We start from the raw sequence: 17,325 nt of genomic DNA, 5'->3' as shown, positions 1-17,325 counted from the left end.
TCTATTTTATCACCATTGGTACGTACATGTTGAATTGCGTTCAATAGTTTTAGTTCATTCAGATGACTAATTTAATGATGAACACCATTTGTGTTTGTCTAATTATTCAGAGACTAGATTAGAATTCAAACCAAAGCACACAGTAAGATAGGTTGCTTTTGAATCCGCATTTGATTAGTTGACCCTTCTTACATCAGGTATTCGTTTCAATATATGCTTCTCTTATTCAGCATTGCATTCTTATTTTTCATAAGCGTTTTGCCCAAATAGTAGTTCCATCCTTACTCATACCGGTCATAATTATCGTCGACTTCCAGTTCTCCCAATCCCATGCTGCACCCATTTGCATATCATACGTTTCTTGCCCTACACGAAGTGTAAGCATATGGTTTTTCAGACGCCATGATCCCTTTTCATTTAGTAACTTTCCATTCTTTTTCAACGTCACTTTTTCCGATTTCTGTTGTCCATCATCAAAGCGGGGAAATGTAAGGATGTCCCATTCACCGACCATATGCGCGTCTTTAATTTTAATTTCAGATTCTCCCGCATAGCGTTCAGGTGAGACGACGGGCCAACCGTCTTTTGTCCAGTACACTTTTCGAACTTGCAATTGGGACCAGTAAATATCTTCATTAGGCCGCGCTTGGTGAATGATGAACGTATCTTTCCCATCCTTTAAGAATGCAGCGTGGCCTGTGCCGACGTATCCATCATCTCCTCTAAATTGATAACCACCTATAATCTTCACGCCAGTATCAAACGATTCATCTGATGTATCACGTAAATCACGCCCACGGGAGTCCACATAAGGACCCTTTATCGATTTCGAACGGCCGATTCGAACGTTATATGTATCTTCTAACCATCCATATGAAACCATCAAATAGTAATAACCTGTTTTAGCATTGTAGAGAATTTCCGGCCCTTCGATTCCCATCGTCATATCTTTTCTTTTGGCGAGCAACATACCTTCGTAGGATTCCTTCATGAGCTTACCGTCCTTCGGATCAATCTCCGTCAAGAAAATACCACCAAAGTACGAACCGTACGTCATCCACCACTTACCGTGCTCATCTTGAAGAACGTGTGGATCAATGGCGTTCACCGTCTTTCCATCTCCGTCTTTCGATGCTACGACGACTCCTTTATCTTCCCATGGTCCATCAATGTGCGCAGCGGTCGCTAATCCAATATAAGAAGTACGACTCCCGACTTTGGAGACAGAATAGTACAAGTAAAACTTCCCTGCTATTTTCGTAATGGCTGGAGCCCAGAATGTGTTTCCACCTGTCCAATCAAAGGCTTCTTCTGTTACTTGATCAAATACACGACCCGCGAATTGCCAATGAATAAGGTCTTTTGATTTTCGTATTTGAATCCCAGGTTTTGGTGGACTTTCTACCATATAATCTGTTGAAAAGACGTAATAGGTATCCGCTTCCTTTAGAATGGCACCATCATGCGTAAAGTTGGTCGTCCATTTGTTCTCTTGATGGAGTATTTCAGGTCGTACATCTGAAATCTGTTTTTCAAAAGGTGCTTTTGGTAGTGCCAAATCTTTGATAGATGCACTCGTAGACCACCAAAACAAAAAACTGCCAATCACAAGGATTAACATTGTTATTCCTATCATGATTTTTCTCATACATGTTTCCTCCTTCAATCAAAAGCACCCGCCTTTAATCAAGACGGGTGTTCTTCTCTCTATACACCTCAGCCCTTCACACCAGAAATAGCAATCGACTCGATGATCTGTTTTTGAAATATCATGAAGACGATTAACATCGGGAGTAATGCCACAACGGATGCAGCCATGATTAATGGATAATCACTTTGAATTGCATAAGATGCATTGAAATTTGCAATAACCAGTTGAAGCGTTTGTTTCTCAGGTGAATTCAGATATAGAATTGGACCTAGATAATCATTCCAAATGGCCATAAACCAAAGAATCAATTGTGCCGCTACAGCGGGCTTGATCAGTGGAAAGATGATTTTATAGAAGATTTGGAAATACGAACAACCATCGATTTTAGCTGCTTCGATAATTGAGTTCGGAATGCTGTTCAAGAATTGACGCAAGAAGAAAATCATGAAGATGTTTCCAAACAATCCAGGTACAATCAGCGGCAGTAATGTATCGACCCATCCAATATTCGAGAACATCATAAACTGTGGAATCATCAGGACCGGGTATGGAATCATGACTGAGGCGAACAAAAGTAGAAAGATTTTATTTTTCCCTCTAAAATTCAATTTAGCAAAAGCGAACGCTGCTAAGCTTGAAGTAAATGTTCCTACGATCGTGACAGACAACGCAACAATTAAACTGTTTGATATCCCTGATAAGAGTGGACCCATATTCCAAATCTCAAAATACTTATTAAACGATATGTCAGTCGGAATCCATACCGGTGGAAGCGAAAATACCTCTTCTTTCGACTTCAAGGATGTCGATACCATCCAAAGTAACGGTGCGATCATGACGACCGCTCCCATCGTTAAGAAGACAAAGACAAAGACATCCGTAATCCGATCCTTTTTCTTTACTGACATCTTCTCCACGTTTTCTTTTTTACGCGTAAGAGCTAACTGCATGGTTATTCTCCTTTCCAAGGTGCTAGTTGCTTAATCGATGTCGAATGATGATTTTTCGTTCATCCGGAATTGAAGTAGCGTGATGATGAAGATAAAGAGACCTAGCACAAGTGCCATCGCCGAAGCATATCCCAACTGGAAGTTCCCGAACGACTTTTGCCAAATATAAAAGACAGCAGAAGCAGAAGAATACTCCGGTCCACCCGTTGGCGTCATGACGTTAATTTCCGTAAAGATTTGAGCACCACCGATAATGTTTGTCACGATAATGAAGAATGTCACAGGCTTGACCATCGGGAGAGTGATGTACCAAAAACAGTGCCACGCATTCGCACCATCTAATTTCGCTGCTTCATAGTAGGATTTAGGTACACTTTGCAATGCCGCCAAATAAAGGAGCATCGTATAGCCTAACCCTTTCCAGATGGCCATGACAATCAATGCTGGTTTGACCGTATTTGTATTTTGTAGCCAATTCGGACCGTCAATACCAATCAGATCTAAGAACTGATTTACTAGACCGTAATCTCCGTTATACGCCCACTGCCATAAAATCGAAACAGCAGCAATAGAGGAAATGACGGGGATGTAGTAAATGACTCGGAAGGTATTCGTGCCAAAAATTCCGCGATTCAGTGCTAAAGCGAGCATGAGAGCGAGTACGATCCCGATTGGAATACCAAGCATCATGAAGAGCGTGTTATACATCGACTTATAGAAATACTCATCTTGGAACAAATTAATGAAGTTCTCTAGACCAATGAATTTCATTTGTCCAAGTCCATTCCAATTGGTGAATGCGCCATAGAAGGAGTACATCAATGGCAATAATGCGAAAAGAAAGAATCCAATGACTGGCGCTGCAACAAACAAGTAGGCATAACGTTGCTCGGTTCGATATAACTTAGAAATCGTTTTTGTTTTCATCGTTCTTCCATCCTTTCCACGTCAAAGGGTCAGGTGGTGATAAACACCACCCTTTCTAAAACCTTTGATCAGTTCGCCTGTTTCTCTTGTGCGATGGCAGCATCCAGCAACTTCTGCATTTTTGGTTGCTCTTTCTTTACATAGTCTTCGACTGATGTTTTACCATCAAGGACAGGTTGGATGTTTTTAAAGAACTCGTCGTACCATTCTGCTGTGTACGTTTTCTCGGCTGGGAAACCACGACCGTAATCATTGATCAAGTCTAAGAACTCTTCTTTGTTCTTTGGTTGGATGGATGTGTCCTCCACCCAGTCTTTTGCAATCTCCATGCTATTTGGCAACTGGACTTGTGCATCGACTAATGCCTGTTGTCCTTCCTGATCAGCCGATAAGTACATGGCTAATTCAGTCGCTTCTTTTTGGTGTTTCGTCGTAGATCCGACACCGATACCGAGCGAACCGACCCAACCAGATGCCTTACCCGTTGATCCCGCTGGCCAAGGAAGTAGATCATACTCAAATTTCAATTGATCTTTAAACGCTGCCATATCCCACGGCCCGACTGGGAAGAACGCGAGTTGCCCCTTCATCCAACGTTGATACGTATCCAGTGTTTGCGTCTCACCGATAGAAGGCGTAATTTTATGTTTCACTTGTTGGTCGACGAAGAATTGCAAGGCCTCGATAAATTTCGGGTCGTCGATCGTCACCTTTGTTCCCTCTTCATTGATCCAATCTGCACCGTTGCTCCAAACGAACGGTTGTAGTGCCCAGTTCGCATTAAAACCAGTACCATACTGATCCATCTTTCCGTCGCCATTCGTATCTTTCGTCAATTTTTTAGCTACTTTCACAAATTCATCCCATGTATAGGGTTTATCTTTATCCGGAAGTGGAACATTCTCTTTCTCAAACATCGTCTTGTTATAACCAAGTGCAAAAGGTCCTAAGTCCTTCGGTAGCCCGTAAATCGCACCTTTACCAAGGGCTTTTCCATCATAACGGTACTTATCAACACCTTTTTGCCAGATGTCTTCTAATTTGATGTCTTTTGAACCTTCGACGTCTTTTGTAATATCTAATAGCACACCCGAGTTTACATACGCTTTGACTTGCGCTGGATTATAGAAGAAGACGTCAGGTACTTTGCGTCCCGCAATAGCAGATTTTAATTTTGTATCATATTGATCGGGGGCCGTCTGAACCATCGTTACTTTGACATCTTTATGTGCTTCTTCAAATCGCTTAACTGTCGCTTTATAGGCTTTTAATTCTTCAGGATTTCCACGGAACATGAATGTCAGTTCCACTTTTCCATCGGCGCTCTTTCCGTCTCCTGAACAACCAGCAAGTGCGATAGAAGTTGTCATGAGGGCAGTCATCGTTAACGCAAACATCTTTTTTGATTTACGATTCATCGTCAATTCCTCCATTGATTAATTTTTCGGATTCAAAAAAACTAAGATGTACGTACATATTTAATTAATAAAAAGTAATAGATGTATAACGAAGCCCACACAACATTATACTTAAATCGACTAAAAAGCTTTCATAACGGTAATGAAAGCGTTTTCTACACAACTTGAGTCTATTACATGGATTTGAACATGTCAATTTGATTTTTGTCATTTTTTCCTTTTTTGTACGTACATATATTCAACAAATCTGGTTTATTTCTTTATATTCGTAGCAAACCATACAATTATTTGCTACTATGAAGTTAATATCATGTCTTGTACGGATGAGTTGATACCGGTACAAGAAAGAAAGCAGGGACGCCTCATGGCACAACGTACAAAGTACAGTATGGTCAAAGATCATATTCTTAATTGGATAAATGATGGAACAGTAAAACCAGGCGAAAAAATTCCTCCGGAAAGTGAACTGGTCCACTCTTTCGGAGTAAGTCGACATACGATTCGACAAGCTGTCGGTGAGCTTGTCAATGAAGGCTATCTTTATCGCGAACAAGGTTCAGGAACTTATTGTTCCCATGTGTTACCGAATCCCATTCCGGAAACCATTGAACGAATAAGTAATGGAAAAAACATCGGCGTCATCACGACCTATATGTCAGATTATATTTTTCCCTCCATCATCCGTGGGATAGAATCACACTTAGCCTCTAAAGGTTATACGTTAACCTTATCGTGTACAGATAATGATGTAGAAAGAGAACGTCAATGCCTTGAAATGATGATTGATCGTCAAATCGACGGTTTGATTGTCGAACCAACGAAGAGTAGTAACTATAATCCAAATATTAAGTATTATTTGGAACTAGAACAGCAACATATACCTTACCTCATGATCAATCAGTTCTATTCACAATTGGTACCTGCTCACCTCATAATGGATGACGAAAAAGGTGGATTTTTAGCGGCGGAACATTTGATTAAACTCGGACATGAACGAATCCTAGGTCTATTCAAAACAGATGATTTACAGGGTGTCCATCGAATGAGTGGTTTCATCCGAGCATTTCGTGAATACGGTCTTCCTTTAGAACCAGAGCTGATCGTTACCTATACAACAGAAGACATGGTTCCGAGTTTCTATGACTCGATTGGATATTTTTTTGAGAATGCGGAAGAAAGACCGAGTGCTGTTGTTTGCTACAATGATCAACTTGCATTAAGCGTATTGGATCAGTTACGAAAGTTACATTTATCAGTGCCACAAGATATCTCGCTCGTCGGATATGATGACTCGATTCTTGCGGTCGCGACAGAAGTAAAGCTCACGTCAGTCCTTCATCCTAAGCAAGAATTAGGCCGCGCAGCAGCAGAATGGATTATCGCTGCAGTCGAAAAACAGGAGGCTCCACCCTCTCACATCTATGAACCTGAGCTTATCATTCGGAATTCGACAGCACCCTTCAATCGTCTCGAATCCAAATTAGGTTAATTTTATGGAAATTTCAAGGAGGCCATTATGAATTTAAAACATGAACAAAGTAAATTATTTCAGTTGCTTGAATTCGTCACTGGGCTCGTACAATTAAATTTCATTTTTCTGTTAACCCTATTACCCGTCTTTACGATATTTCCAGCTCTGTATGCTCTGACCTCAGTAGCTCGGCAGTGGTCCATTCATCAAGATTATAGTGTGTTTCGTTCATACGTTCATTTTTTTAAAGAAGCGACGCAACAGCATTTTAAATTCGGAATCGTATGGACGTGTATAGCGTTGTTCTTGATATTCGATTTCTTGATCATTCTTCAGATTAACTCGGGTCAGACTATTCTATTTACGGGTCTCATCGTCGTTAGCTTGGTCTTTTGTGCTCTTTCTCTATTTCTTTTCCCGATTTTGTCACATTTTGAAATGAAAAAAATCGATGTCTTGAAGTTAGCTTTCTTTAGCACTATTCGTTACGTGCACGTTTTATTGCTTGCTTTCCTCTTACTAGCAACATTAGGTGTCCTGGCATATCAATCACCTCTCTACCTATTGTTTGGTTTCTCTTTTATTATGTTTTTTACAACAAAGTTGTATCTTCATCAATTAAATTGTACATTATCGAAAACATAAAAAATGTATTTTTAAATTTTAACGAAGAGAAAAGAAAAATTCCCTTTTTATTGCAATTAGGATAATCTAAATTTATGAGATAACATGAAACACCTCCGATACTAGTACTTTTAAAAGTACTAGTATCGGAGGTGTTTCAGATTGAAGACAAAGTAGTCATTCTTTTCTTTATCAAGAAAAAGCGTTTTTTGTTCGCTTCGAATCGGGCATCCTCATCATTTCCTTTAATTGTTTCTCGAATTTCATCCATACTAGGATAGTCCGCAAATACATCGTCGTATAATAGCTCAACATCGTTATCTCGTTTTTCGAGATTTGGTAGTAGTTCTTCAAAAGATTCTGTTACAAAATGTGCAGTCTCGTCAGAGATTTCTAAACACCATACTTTTGGATTTTCAAGTTTTCATCAAAAATCAAAATACCAAGAATAATTCCCTTCATTTTCACCAAATATCATTTTTTCCCCAGCTAAGCCCCATTCTGAACTGAACACTAAATGGGGGCTTTTATCAAGTGTCCACCATTCAAGGTTCAGTTCATCAATCAGGAAGGAGGGGGTAATTATGTTCCACCCGAAAAATATAATCACTTCATTATTAATTCCTACCGTTATTTTTCTAATAACCCTCAAATAAGAATTAAATTTTTCACAATACATTTGTGTTTTTATTTTTATCGACCGATGTGAACAGACGTAAAGACAAACTTGTCATACCGGTGCCTCGAAAATGAATACTCGAACGGTTTTCCGTTTCCGAGAAAGACGACTTGTTCGACTTCAATCACAGGATCGGTCTCTTCGTTCCCGAGGTATTCACGGTCCCACTGATTCGGTTTGTCTGCGCGAATCATCTTGTGTGAGCTAGTGATCGTGTACCCAAGCTCTTCCTGAATATACCGGTAAATTGAAGTATCCAGAATTTCTTTCGTCAATCCGGTGATCAGTGAAGAAGGCATGAACGTATGTTCAATGACATATGGTTCTTCTTCTACGTAACGGACACGTCGGATCTCGTAGACCGGATCCGTCTTTTCAATCATCAGGTGACGCGCAACTTCCGCTTCCGGAAAACGGACCTCGAACTGCAAGACCTCACTCTTGACTGCCCGTTCGCCAAGCAGCTTTGTTAAGCCCTGCGATTCTTTGTTCAATACATTGATTCTTCCCTGCGAAAAGCTCGACGGCAGGATGAACGTTCCTTGTCCTCGTTGCCGGTAGATGATGCCTTCGAGTACTAAGATCTCCAATGCGCGTTTCATCGTCATCCGGCTGACCTCGAATTCCTCGGCTAATTGAATCTCGTCCGGCATCGCCTCTTCGACATCATAACCTCCGTTAAGAATCCGTTTGCGTAACTCATCTGCGATTTTTTCATATTTTGGTTTCTTTTTTGTAGACATGATTCCACCCCATGTATAGACATATAAGAACAATATAACAAAAAAAGATAATCAGGGCTAGATATACCCTGATTATCTTTCCTCATTTTACGAATCCGTTCTCTTCAATCAAATGCTTGAACCAATGCCCACTCTTTTTGACCGTTCTCGTCTGACTGGACAGATCTACCCCGACAAAACCATAGCGGTTTTTATAGGCGTTGCTCCATGACCAGTTGTCCATGAACGTCCAGAGATGATACCCTTTGACGTTCGAACCTTCCTGTAAGGCAAGATGCACCCACTTGAGATGCTCCGCGATGAAATCAATCCGGTAATCATCCTGAATGCTTCCGTCCGCATCACGATACCGTTCTTCCCCCTCGACGCCCATGCCGTTCTCCGAAATGAAGCACTCGATGTTTCCATAGTTCTCACGCAAGTTCGTCAAGATGTCATAGACACCCTTCTCGTAGATTTCCCATCCCCGGTGACGGTTCATTTTACGTCCCGGCATCTCATAATAATCGAACAGATGCTCCGGCATGAATGGAGCCGCCGGATTCGGAAGATGCTCCTTCACTTTGATGCGTCTTGGCTGGTAATAGTTGATACCGAGCAGGTCGACCGTATACGTCGCAATCATCTGCCGGTCCGTTTCTTCCATGACCGGTAAAGCGTCCTGTTCTTCTAACAGTTTGACCAATTCCTGCGGGAAGCTGCCTAAGACGGACGGATCCAGGAAGGAGCGGTTGAACAGGATGTCCGCCAAATGAGCAGCTTGGACGTCCGCCTCATTCTGACTTCTCGGATAAGAAGGCGTCAGGTTCAGAATGATACCAATCTTGCCCGCCTGATCTGAATCCTTATACGCCTTGATCGCCAGCGCACTTGACAGGATCGAATGATACGCGACCTGAACGGCTCTTTTGAAGTCCACCACGTTCGGATAGTGGAAATCATATAAATATCCACCCTCGACCGGGACGATCGGTTCGTTATGTGTGAACCATTTCGCCACGCGATCCCCGAACAAATCAAAGCATTTCTTAGCATAGTCGACAAAATGCAGGACGACGTCCCGGCTCTCCCAGCCACCTTTCTGCTGTAACGCAAGCGGCATATCGAAATGATAGAGATTGACGAAAGGTTCAATGCCTGCCTCGATCAGCTCATCGATGACACGATTATAGAAATCCACGGCCAACGGATTGATGTCCCCTTCACCTGTCGGGAACAGCCGGGACCAGGAGATCGACATACGGAAAGAGTTGTGTCCCAGTTCCTTCATCAGGGCGATGTCTTCCTCATACTGATGATAGAAGTTCGAAGCTACCGTGGCCCCAACGCCGTCAAAGAAGCGATTCGGTTCCTGTTCGTACCAATAGTCCCAAATGTTCGGGCCTTTCCCCGCTTCATCAGCGGCACCTTCCATTTGCGTTGCGGAAGCAGCCGTTCCCCACCAAAAGTCAGTCGGGAAGGTATATTTTTTTGTCCGTCCGGTCATATTTTCAATCTGATTCATCGTATGCACATCCTATCTGTAGTCTTCACTTAACCGATTTGTTGGTCCTTCTCTTGTGTAGCCTTTTCTTCTTCTCTTTCCTTCTTCAGGTTCAGACGATCGATGAAAACGAGGAACGGGAACCATACGGCCATGATGATGGCGAAGTTGACGAGCTGTAATAACCCGCCGGCAAGGGAATTCGTCGCCATCATTCCACTGATGAACATCGGAACGGTCCACGGAACGGCGACACCGGTCGGAGGAGGAACGAGACCGGATGACATGGCGAAGTACGTCACGGTGACAGTAATCAGCGGTGCGACGATCCACGGAATCATGATGAGTGGATTCATGACGATCGGGAGTCCGAAAATCATCGGTTCATTGACGTTGAAGACACCCGGTCCAATCGACAGCTTCCCGATTTGTTTCAATTGTTTGGAGCGCATGAACAACAGGATGGCGACGACAACAGCCAATGTCGAACCTGATCCGCCGATCCCGACGGTATAGATCTCGATAAACTGTTTGCTGATGATGTTCGGAATTTCTCCGTTCGATGTGTAGGCGTTCAGGTTTTCGAGAGACAGCGTGTTCCAAATCGGGTCCATCACCGAGTTGACGATGACCTGACCATGCAGACCGAAAAACCAAAACAGCTGGACAAAGAAAATCGCGATCAAGGTCGGGACGAGTCCATTTCCTAGATTGACGAGCGGCTTTTGAACGAGATCAAAGATAAGGTCATGTAAGTTCGTGTTCAAAATAGAAGTGACTGCAATGTTGATCCCGAGGAAAATCGTGAGGGTCAACAAGGCTGGAACGAGGGCCGAAAACGATTTGGCGACCGCGGTCGGTACGCCGGCCGGCATTTTGATCGTCCAGTTCTTTTGGACGACGAAGCGGTAGATTTCTCCTGCCAAGAATCCGGTGATCATGGCAAGGAACATGCCTTTCGCACCTAAACGGTCGAGTGGAATGACGTTTCCGACCGGACCTGTGACATTTTCAACTGAAACAAAAAACGGAGTAAGTAATAAGAACGAGACTAAAGCGATGACACCACCGAATACGGCTTCAACTTCGTAACTTTTAGAAAGATAATAGCCAATTCCAAACACCACAAACAATGACATGATTCCCATCGTCGCGGACGGTGCATTTCCGAGTGACGTCTTGAAGGCATCGAGTACGCCGGGAGACATGAACTTATCAAGAAACGGCAGATTGGCGACGACGACGATCAACGAACCGAACATCGTAATCGGAAAAGCAAGCATGAACGCATCACGTAACGTTTGCAGGTAACGACTGTTATTCAAAAATGCCGCCATCGGCATCAGGAAACGACTCAACAGGTCGAACCACTTACTATTCTCAGTCATCTCAAACACTCCTTATTATTTTTTAGAAAACTTATGTTCCATGAGCTCAATGAGCCCTGAGGTTAAATCAAGCATCGTCTGTGTCGACATCAAATGGTCTTCTGCATGCAACAAGAGAAGAGATAACGTCGTCGGTTCACCATTCGCTTCCTTTTGGACTTGGCTGAAGTGAACCTGGTGCGCTTCCTGCAGTTGCGAACGTGCACTAGTCAGTAATTGATCAAACTCTTCAAAAGTGCCCTCTTTGTATACTTCGATGGCTTCGCGGATTGTGCTTCGTGCATTCCCGCTGTGCAAAATCATCATGAACGCTACTTGTTCGATCGTCTGTTCATTTGTCGGCATATTGTTCACCCCATTAATTTTACGGCTTGTTCGTACGCCGCTTTTCCGTCAGCCATTCCATATGCCATCATATCGATCACTTCGACCGGCTTATCTGTCGCCTTTTGAAATTTCGATAATAAAAAGCGCATTTGAGGTCCGATCAGAATGACATCAGCACCGTCGATCTCCTTCAATGCCTGATCTTGACCCACTGCCCAAATCTTGGCTTCTTCTCCGATTCCCTTCGCATGTTCCTGCATTTTCGATACCAGGATACTCGTCGACATTCCCGAGCTGCACGCCAACATAATTTTTTTCATTTGATATTTCCTCCTTTTTTGAAATCGCTTACACATTTGATTATACGGATTTTCAAAACCATGTCTATACTTGATAATTATTTTGTTTATTTTTATTTATCAAAAGTGTAGAGTTGTCATTGAAAACAGATTGAAGGAGGAATGAAGCATGCAGAAACCGATTTTTTTTGAACCCATCGTAAAAGAGCGGATATGGGGTGGTCAGAAGCTTCAACAGTATGGGTTTTCCATTTCAGATGAGCAACGGACAGGCGAAGTCTGGACGCTCGCCAGTCATCCGAACGGTATGACGACCGTCCGCTCCGGTCCGATGGCAGGCATGACACTGGAAGAATTATGGTCAAACCACCCTGAAATATTCGGAAGGGAGACGGACTCCGACTTCCCGCTTTTGTTGAAGTGGATTGATGCCTCGACGGATTTATCCGTCCAAGTCCATCCGACCGATTCAGATGCCAGACGCTATGAAGACCAGCCGTTCGGTAAGAATGAATGTTGGTACATCATCGATTGTCCAGAGAATGCCACGCTCATCTATGGTCATTCCCTGTCCTCACCATCCGAGTTTGATACGGCAATCGACCAGGGAACCTTAGTCCAATCGCTGAAACACGTCCCGATATCAAAAGGTGACTTCTTCTATGTCCCGGCCGGAACGGTCCATGCTTTGACGAAAGGCTGCGTCGTCCTTGAAATCCAGCAAAGTTCAGATACGACATACCGGCTGTATGATTATGATCGTCTTGATCCTGTGACAGGAGTGAAACGTCCTCTTCATCTCGAGCAAGCCCGACGTGTCATCCGTTTCCCGCATTTTCACTACGCGGAGCCGCCTGTCGTTCTATCTCCATTCCGCAAAAGACTGACGCAGACACCTGATTTCTTCGTCGAAGAATGGACCATCCGCCAGACACATACCTTGGAGTCATCCCCTTTGTTCCAGATCATTACGGTCATTGAAGGAACGATCGAACTGAATGGTGTCAACTTATCAGTCGGCACAACGGTCCTCTTACCCGCCAACAGCGAGCATACCGTCTCTGGAACAGGACTTCTGATCGTCACCGGTCCCGCACTAAAAATAACACGTCCGCTCCGGATCGGTATCGATTTAGGTGGCACTCGAACACGGGTCGCCGTCGTCGATCAGGATACCATCATCAAACAGCTGTCATTTCCGACACGTCCGGCAGCCGGTCCGGAACAAACTATCTCTCACATCAAACAAGCCATTCAACTGTTCTCGGACGAATTCCAGCTGACGACAATCGGTATCGCCGCACCTGGTCCGCTCGATACCAAGACCGGCCATCTCCTGTCTCCTCCGAATCTGCCGGGTTGGGATGACGTCGATCTCGTCACCCCTCTATCCTCGATGTTCGACATCCCGGTGTCGCTTGAGAATGATGCGAATGCCGCAGCACTCGGCGAAGCATTGTTCGGAGCGGGTCAACCGTACTCTTCTGTCTATTACGTGACGGTCAGCACAGGGATCGGAGGCGGATATGTTTATGAGAAAAAACTCATCCGCGGGGCACATGGGTATGCTGGAGAAATCGGCAATACGATCATCGATTCATCCGGTCCGGTTCATCCTGTGCTTAATGCCGGTTCGCTTGAAGGACTAGCCAGCGGCACAGCTCTTCAATCACGTGCTTTAGAAAAGCGGGCGTCGTCTATCGAACTGTTACTCGAGGACCCACAGGAACGGACTCGTTTCATCAACCACCTGGCGACAGGACTCGCCAATATCATCCACACGATTGATCCAGATGTCATTGTCATCGGCGGCGGTGTTACCGGATCAGCCGATTTGTATTGGGAGCAGTTGCTTGAAGCAGTCAGCGGACTGGTTTATCCGGCGCTCCGATCAAATATCGACATTCGTCTCGCGACGCTGGAGGGTCATGCAGGAGTCATCGGGGCGGCATATATCGATTAATTCGTCCACTACCCCACAGACTTTTTCATCTCAAAGATGTCCTCTTTATTAGAACTTTCGCTGATTGTTTTTATTTAGGAATCTAAAAAAGAGGAGCCTGCACATCAATTTCATGTGAAGGCTCCTCTTTTAGGAAATATGTAGACTGAATTTTCCTTTGTTATGGCAGTGAATGCATTTGGTAGTTCAGTTCTTCAACATCTTCTTCGAACTATAGAATGCAAAAGCAATCAGACTACCCACGATACTTCCTGACCTCAATAGATCGTATTTGAATCAGTTTTAGTCATCGATGATTTCTATCTCTTGAAAAGAATGCTCCGTAAAGTTCCCAACAAAATCAAAACCCGCGGCATCATAAAAAATCATCAGCTGTTTGATTTTATTTCATCATTCCTGTGTGTAGACGCATTTTGACGAATTCATAACTTCCGCCGTTCGTTTCCTGCTGAAACCGTTCGACCGGCTCAAAACCGCTTTTTGTGTACAGCCGGATTGCCCGTTCGTTAAACGTCGCGACGGCTAATTCGATTTGATGTGGTTGATATTTCTCGATCGCAAAGGCAAGACCGCTTTCTAAAAACGTTGTACCGTTCCCCTGCCCCGTCAAATCCGGACGCATCCCCAGTGCCACATCAAGGATGTCCTGTCCGAGCTCAAATACAAAAAATCCGATTAGTTGTGTTCCATTCATCACCGCATAATAATGTTCCGTCCGTTGATTGGGATCGAGAAATTCCGCCAAGTCTTCTTGGTCGTTCGGCATATCGTAGAAGGCAAAGTCACCCTCGTATGTCCAGTCATAGGCAATCTGTTCCGCCTGATTTTGCGTCAGCGGTAAAAAGGTATAGGTCATCATACATTCTCCTTTTTTAAAATCACTCAGAATGCTTTATTTTTTATTTTCAAGGTAAAGTGTTTCGTCAACTTCTTCATATGTAGAAGCATCATCGTATATTACAGTTAGCTCAGTGTCTTCTAACCACTCCCAAAAGTATTCGCCTTGGGCAATAATAGCGCGTTCTAAAAAACATTCGAAATTTAAATTTAATGGAACCGCCATATCGAGACCATCTGATGGATGCACAACTGTGATATATGGTTTTTTAAAGGATCCTTCTGCATCCGTACATTGATTTTTATCAATTAAAATCCAATTCTCATCTATTTGACCTATGATCCAGTAGTTTCCGTCTGAAAGGAGACCGTCTTCTGAATGGTGTTCTTCCGACATTTCCAGCATTTCCTTAATAGAAAACAATTCTAGGATTAGATCAGATTCAGTTCTAAATAAGCCACATCCATCATGCAACGTTAAAAAATGTTTATAGTCTTTCGGTAAAGAAAAATTATCTTCAGACAAGCAGGATTCAATTTCTTGAGAAGTTAAAGGTTTATTAAAACTACAAGTTGCCCATCCGTTTCTACCGTATCTTCCCATAATAAATCTCGGCTCATCTTTAAACATTTGTTTGAGCAAAGTCAAGGTTCTTTCAATCGGTTTCATCTTATATCCTCCTCAATTTTCGAACTGCTCCTACATAAAAGCATTCTCTTCATTCTATACCTTTAATTGGAAATAAAGATACCAACTTCTCGCGTTTATGATATGATCAACTCAATAAAAAATACATATATTACCTTTTTTAAAAGGAAGGAGGTTTTTGAATGAGTGGTGATGGACTAGTTTGGAGTGTTCTAATATCAAGCTTAATCGTATTAAATTTGTCGGCTGTTCTTTTATACAGGAAAGGTAAAATGCCCTTATGGGGATCCGGTTTAATAATCGGATTTCTTGGACCAATCATTGCTTTAATATCAGGTTCTATCTTTTTAAAGATAGACTATAGTGCGGACGGAGAGGGTTTTGGGGCTGCTTTTTCAGCAGCTTTTATTGGATTCGTTATCGTTGGTAACGGAATCCTTTATTTTATTGTCGGTCTTGTAATAGTGATTACGAACTTCATTAGAAAACGTCAACTAAATCAACGATGATGAATACAAAAATATGAAGTGAATTTATCTTATTAAATTAAAGAACAGATAAATCTGTATAAACTCATTGAACAAAGTGTCTCTATTTTCAGAAACAACAATTTTACAATTAACTCAATTAATTTTATGGAACAAGGAGGGACTTCGTGAAAAGACGTTTAGATAAGCAACGTTCTACACTTAACGGGAAATGGACTTTGATCGCAATCTTTGTCGTGCTGATGATTGGTGCATTTTTAGGGGCTATAAACAATCAAAGCAAAATCGCAGATGAACCTAAGAAGGAAATCAAAGTGGCTGATGAGAAAAAAACAACTGCTGAAAAGCAACCAGAAATCAAAAGTACAGATTTGAAAAACTCGGCGCCGGACACAATCGAGAACGACTTGAAATTGTATGATGAGAATATTGATAAGGTCGTCGTGCGAGATAAAGCATTGATTGTGACCTATAAAGATTCGGCATTTTGGAGTGACAATTCTCTTTTGGAAGAATACGCCTATGATTCAATCAACCTGATTGAGGATATTTATTCGAACCAAAACTTTGATTTATTCGCTTTTGAACGCCCTACCGTGATGACAGACGATAACGGGAATGAGAAGTTAGATACGGTATTCAAATCTTTTTATACCCGCAATACACTGGATCAGATGAATCTTGATAACTTCACGGACATGGTTCTGGTTGATAGGAAGCGTTATTTTCAAAAAGCAGACGGGTACTGGCTACATCCTGGCATCTTCTTGAATGTCGATAAGAAGTTACGTGAAGGTATTCGCTCCCCTATCAACTTCGACAACATGGATGAATCCCGTTACAACATGCGAGATGGTGCTACGAATGATGTAGTAGAACAACCTGATTCCGTGAAAAAAGAGAAACCGATCGTTGCGGAACCAGTCACGGAAGACGCAGTGGAAGAACCGCAAACAGAAGCTGAACAATCTATTTCATATGATGCTCCCGCCATCGTCAATAGTACATTCATCATTACGCAAGGATTCGATCAACTCTCTTTCAAAATCGAAGAACTTAGCGTCATGGTTGGTACGAAGGGGGACCTCATCACCGCCCCACTATCGTCTTCGCTATTCAGCTTGAAAGAAATGATGGATCACACTGGTCAAGAAATCACAAAGTTACAACAAACAAGTACACCGTCTGATATTGGCGCCACGACAGAACAACTTGCCACTAACCAAGCTGAAATGAATCAGATTTATGAGGAACTTCAACAACAGTTTTATAGCATCGACAAACAGGATTATCCGGATGCTGCACAACTCGTGAGTGCCATCAAACAGAACTTTAGTATGATGGAGAAACTCACTCATCCTGACGTTTCGGCATACAGCAAATATTTTAAAGAAAACGCAGATGAACAAGGGAACTAACCGTATTACA

General features: G+C 42.8%; 16 protein-coding genes. 5 read left to right on the top strand and 11 right to left on the bottom strand.

The features are described 5' to 3' along the window. Window positions 1-247: 247 nt before the first annotated feature. The 4 genes from AC3IRK_RS06740 to AC3IRK_RS06725 all read right to left on the bottom strand — a co-directional run bounded on the left by AC3IRK_RS06740 (window position 248) and on the right by AC3IRK_RS06725 (window position 4,946). Window positions 248-1,648 carry an arabinan endo-1,5-alpha-L-arabinosidase gene (locus AC3IRK_RS06740; protein WP_489170563.1) on the bottom strand — a complete coding sequence of 467 codons (1,401 nt, stop codon included), beginning with the start codon at window positions 1,646-1,648 and terminating at the stop codon, window positions 248-250. Window positions 1,649-1,716: 68 nt separating this feature from the next. Continuing rightward, window positions 1,717-2,559, bottom strand: a complete 843-nt coding sequence (locus AC3IRK_RS06735; protein ID WP_131973272.1) for a carbohydrate ABC transporter permease — start codon at window positions 2,557-2,559, stop codon at window positions 1,717-1,719. A gap of 72 nt (window positions 2,560-2,631) precedes the next feature. Next, window positions 2,632-3,528, bottom strand: coding sequence for a carbohydrate ABC transporter permease (locus AC3IRK_RS06730; protein WP_131972970.1), 897 nt, complete (start codon window positions 3,526-3,528; stop codon window positions 2,632-2,634). A gap of 68 nt (window positions 3,529-3,596) precedes the next feature. Continuing rightward, window positions 3,597-4,946: an ABC transporter substrate-binding protein gene (locus AC3IRK_RS06725; RefSeq protein ID WP_489170562.1), complete on the bottom strand. Its 1,350-nt coding sequence runs from the start codon at window positions 4,944-4,946 to the stop codon at window positions 3,597-3,599. 364 nt (window positions 4,947-5,310) lie between these two features. On the opposite strand from AC3IRK_RS06725, the gene AC3IRK_RS06720 reads away from it, so the two are divergent. Continuing rightward, window positions 5,311-6,435 carry a GntR family transcriptional regulator gene (locus AC3IRK_RS06720; protein ID WP_131972972.1) on the top strand — a complete coding sequence of 375 codons (1,125 nt, stop codon included), beginning with the start codon at window positions 5,311-5,313 and terminating at the stop codon, window positions 6,433-6,435. A gap of 27 nt (window positions 6,436-6,462) precedes the next feature. Beyond that, window positions 6,463-7,062: a YesL family protein gene (locus AC3IRK_RS06715; protein WP_489170561.1), complete on the top strand. Its 600-nt coding sequence runs from the start codon at window positions 6,463-6,465 to the stop codon at window positions 7,060-7,062. 672 nt (window positions 7,063-7,734) lie between these two features. On the opposite strand, the gene AC3IRK_RS06710 is transcribed toward AC3IRK_RS06715, so the two are convergent. The 5 genes from AC3IRK_RS06710 to AC3IRK_RS06690 form a co-directional block, all read right to left on the bottom strand. After that, on the bottom strand, window positions 7,735-8,463 hold the full coding sequence (locus tag AC3IRK_RS06710) for a GntR family transcriptional regulator (protein WP_131972974.1): 729 nt from the start codon (window positions 8,461-8,463) through the stop codon (window positions 7,735-7,737). Window positions 8,464-8,545: 82 nt separating this feature from the next. Next, complete coding sequence (locus tag AC3IRK_RS06705; RefSeq protein WP_255508279.1) at window positions 8,546-9,967, bottom strand: glycoside hydrolase family 1 protein; 1,422 nt, start codon at window positions 9,965-9,967, stop codon at window positions 8,546-8,548. Between the two features lie 29 nt (window positions 9,968-9,996). After that, window positions 9,997-11,334: a PTS cellobiose transporter subunit IIC gene (gene celB / locus AC3IRK_RS06700; RefSeq protein ID WP_131502823.1), complete on the bottom strand. Its 1,338-nt coding sequence runs from the start codon at window positions 11,332-11,334 to the stop codon at window positions 9,997-9,999. Window positions 11,335-11,349: 15 nt separating this feature from the next. Further along, the gene (locus tag AC3IRK_RS06695; protein ID WP_165871650.1) at window positions 11,350-11,679 is read right to left on the bottom strand and encodes a PTS sugar transporter subunit IIA; all 330 of its coding nucleotides are present in this window, start codon (window positions 11,677-11,679) and stop codon (window positions 11,350-11,352) included. A 5-nt stretch (window positions 11,680-11,684) separates the two neighbouring features. After that, window positions 11,685-11,981: a PTS sugar transporter subunit IIB gene (locus AC3IRK_RS06690; protein WP_131502825.1), complete on the bottom strand. Its 297-nt coding sequence runs from the start codon at window positions 11,979-11,981 to the stop codon at window positions 11,685-11,687. 148 nt (window positions 11,982-12,129) lie between these two features. On the opposite strand from AC3IRK_RS06690, the gene AC3IRK_RS06685 reads away from it, so the two are divergent. Further along, window positions 12,130-13,923: a type I phosphomannose isomerase catalytic subunit gene (locus AC3IRK_RS06685; RefSeq protein WP_489170560.1), complete on the top strand. Its 1,794-nt coding sequence runs from the start codon at window positions 12,130-12,132 to the stop codon at window positions 13,921-13,923. Window positions 13,924-14,305: 382 nt separating this feature from the next. Here AC3IRK_RS06685 and AC3IRK_RS06680 read toward each other — a convergent pair whose 3' ends face one another. Further along, complete coding sequence (locus tag AC3IRK_RS06680) at window positions 14,306-14,779, bottom strand: GNAT family N-acetyltransferase (RefSeq protein ID WP_489170559.1); 474 nt, start codon at window positions 14,777-14,779, stop codon at window positions 14,306-14,308. A 36-nt stretch (window positions 14,780-14,815) separates the two neighbouring features. Next, window positions 14,816-15,430: an SMI1/KNR4 family protein gene (locus tag AC3IRK_RS06675; protein WP_489170558.1), complete on the bottom strand. Its 615-nt coding sequence runs from the start codon at window positions 15,428-15,430 to the stop codon at window positions 14,816-14,818. Window positions 15,431-15,591: 161 nt separating this feature from the next. Here AC3IRK_RS06675 and AC3IRK_RS06670 point away from each other — a divergent pair, with 161 nt between their 5' ends. Continuing rightward, window positions 15,592-15,918, top strand: coding sequence for an ABC transporter permease (locus AC3IRK_RS06670; RefSeq protein WP_188004143.1), 327 nt, complete (start codon window positions 15,592-15,594; stop codon window positions 15,916-15,918). A gap of 146 nt (window positions 15,919-16,064) precedes the next feature. After that, window positions 16,065-17,315, top strand: coding sequence for a hypothetical protein (locus AC3IRK_RS06665; protein ID WP_489170557.1), 1,251 nt, complete (start codon window positions 16,065-16,067; stop codon window positions 17,313-17,315). The last annotated feature ends 10 nt before the right edge of the window (window positions 17,316-17,325 follow it).

The sequence above is a fragment of the Exiguobacterium sp. GL_137 genome (genome assembly GCF_057834585.1).
Note: the sequence above shows the minus strand (reverse complement) of the source record. Positions and strands in the feature narration are given on the sequence as shown.

What these genes read in the sequence shown, in the direction of transcription:
- AC3IRK_RS06715 (WP_489170561.1), top strand. Translation starts at nt 6,463, where the DNA reads ATGAATTTAAAACATGAACAAAGTAAATTATTTCAGTTGCTTGAATTC.
- AC3IRK_RS06685 (WP_489170560.1), top strand. Translation starts at nt 12,130, where the DNA reads ATGCAGAAACCGATTTTTTTTGAACCCATCGTAAAAGAGCGGATATGG.
- AC3IRK_RS06710 (WP_131972974.1), bottom strand. Translation starts at nt 8,463, where the DNA reads ATGTCTACAAAAAAGAAACCAAAATATGAAAAAATCGCAGATGAGTTA.
- AC3IRK_RS06690 (WP_131502825.1), bottom strand. Translation starts at nt 11,981, where the DNA reads ATGAAAAAAATTATGTTGGCGTGCAGCTCGGGAATGTCGACGAGTATC.
- AC3IRK_RS06730 (WP_131972970.1), bottom strand. Translation starts at nt 3,528, where the DNA reads ATGAAAACAAAAACGATTTCTAAGTTATATCGAACCGAGCAACGTTAT.
- AC3IRK_RS06705 (WP_255508279.1), bottom strand. Translation starts at nt 9,967, where the DNA reads ATGAATCAGATTGAAAATATGACCGGACGGACAAAAAAATATACCTTC.
- celB (WP_131502823.1), bottom strand. Translation starts at nt 11,334, where the DNA reads ATGACTGAGAATAGTAAGTGGTTCGACCTGTTGAGTCGTTTCCTGATG.
- AC3IRK_RS06740 (WP_489170563.1), bottom strand. Translation starts at nt 1,648, where the DNA reads ATGAGAAAAATCATGATAGGAATAACAATGTTAATCCTTGTGATTGGC.
- AC3IRK_RS06725 (WP_489170562.1), bottom strand. Translation starts at nt 4,946, where the DNA reads ATGAATCGTAAATCAAAAAAGATGTTTGCGTTAACGATGACTGCCCTC.
- AC3IRK_RS06670 (WP_188004143.1), top strand. Translation starts at nt 15,592, where the DNA reads ATGAGTGGTGATGGACTAGTTTGGAGTGTTCTAATATCAAGCTTAATC.
- AC3IRK_RS06680 (WP_489170559.1), bottom strand. Translation starts at nt 14,779, where the DNA reads ATGACCTATACCTTTTTACCGCTGACGCAAAATCAGGCGGAACAGATT.
- AC3IRK_RS06735 (WP_131973272.1), bottom strand. Translation starts at nt 2,559, where the DNA reads ATGTCAGTAAAGAAAAAGGATCGGATTACGGATGTCTTTGTCTTTGTC.
- AC3IRK_RS06720 (WP_131972972.1), top strand. Translation starts at nt 5,311, where the DNA reads ATGGCACAACGTACAAAGTACAGTATGGTCAAAGATCATATTCTTAAT.
- AC3IRK_RS06675 (WP_489170558.1), bottom strand. Translation starts at nt 15,430, where the DNA reads ATGAAACCGATTGAAAGAACCTTGACTTTGCTCAAACAAATGTTTAAA.
- AC3IRK_RS06695 (WP_165871650.1), bottom strand. Translation starts at nt 11,679, where the DNA reads ATGCCGACAAATGAACAGACGATCGAACAAGTAGCGTTCATGATGATT.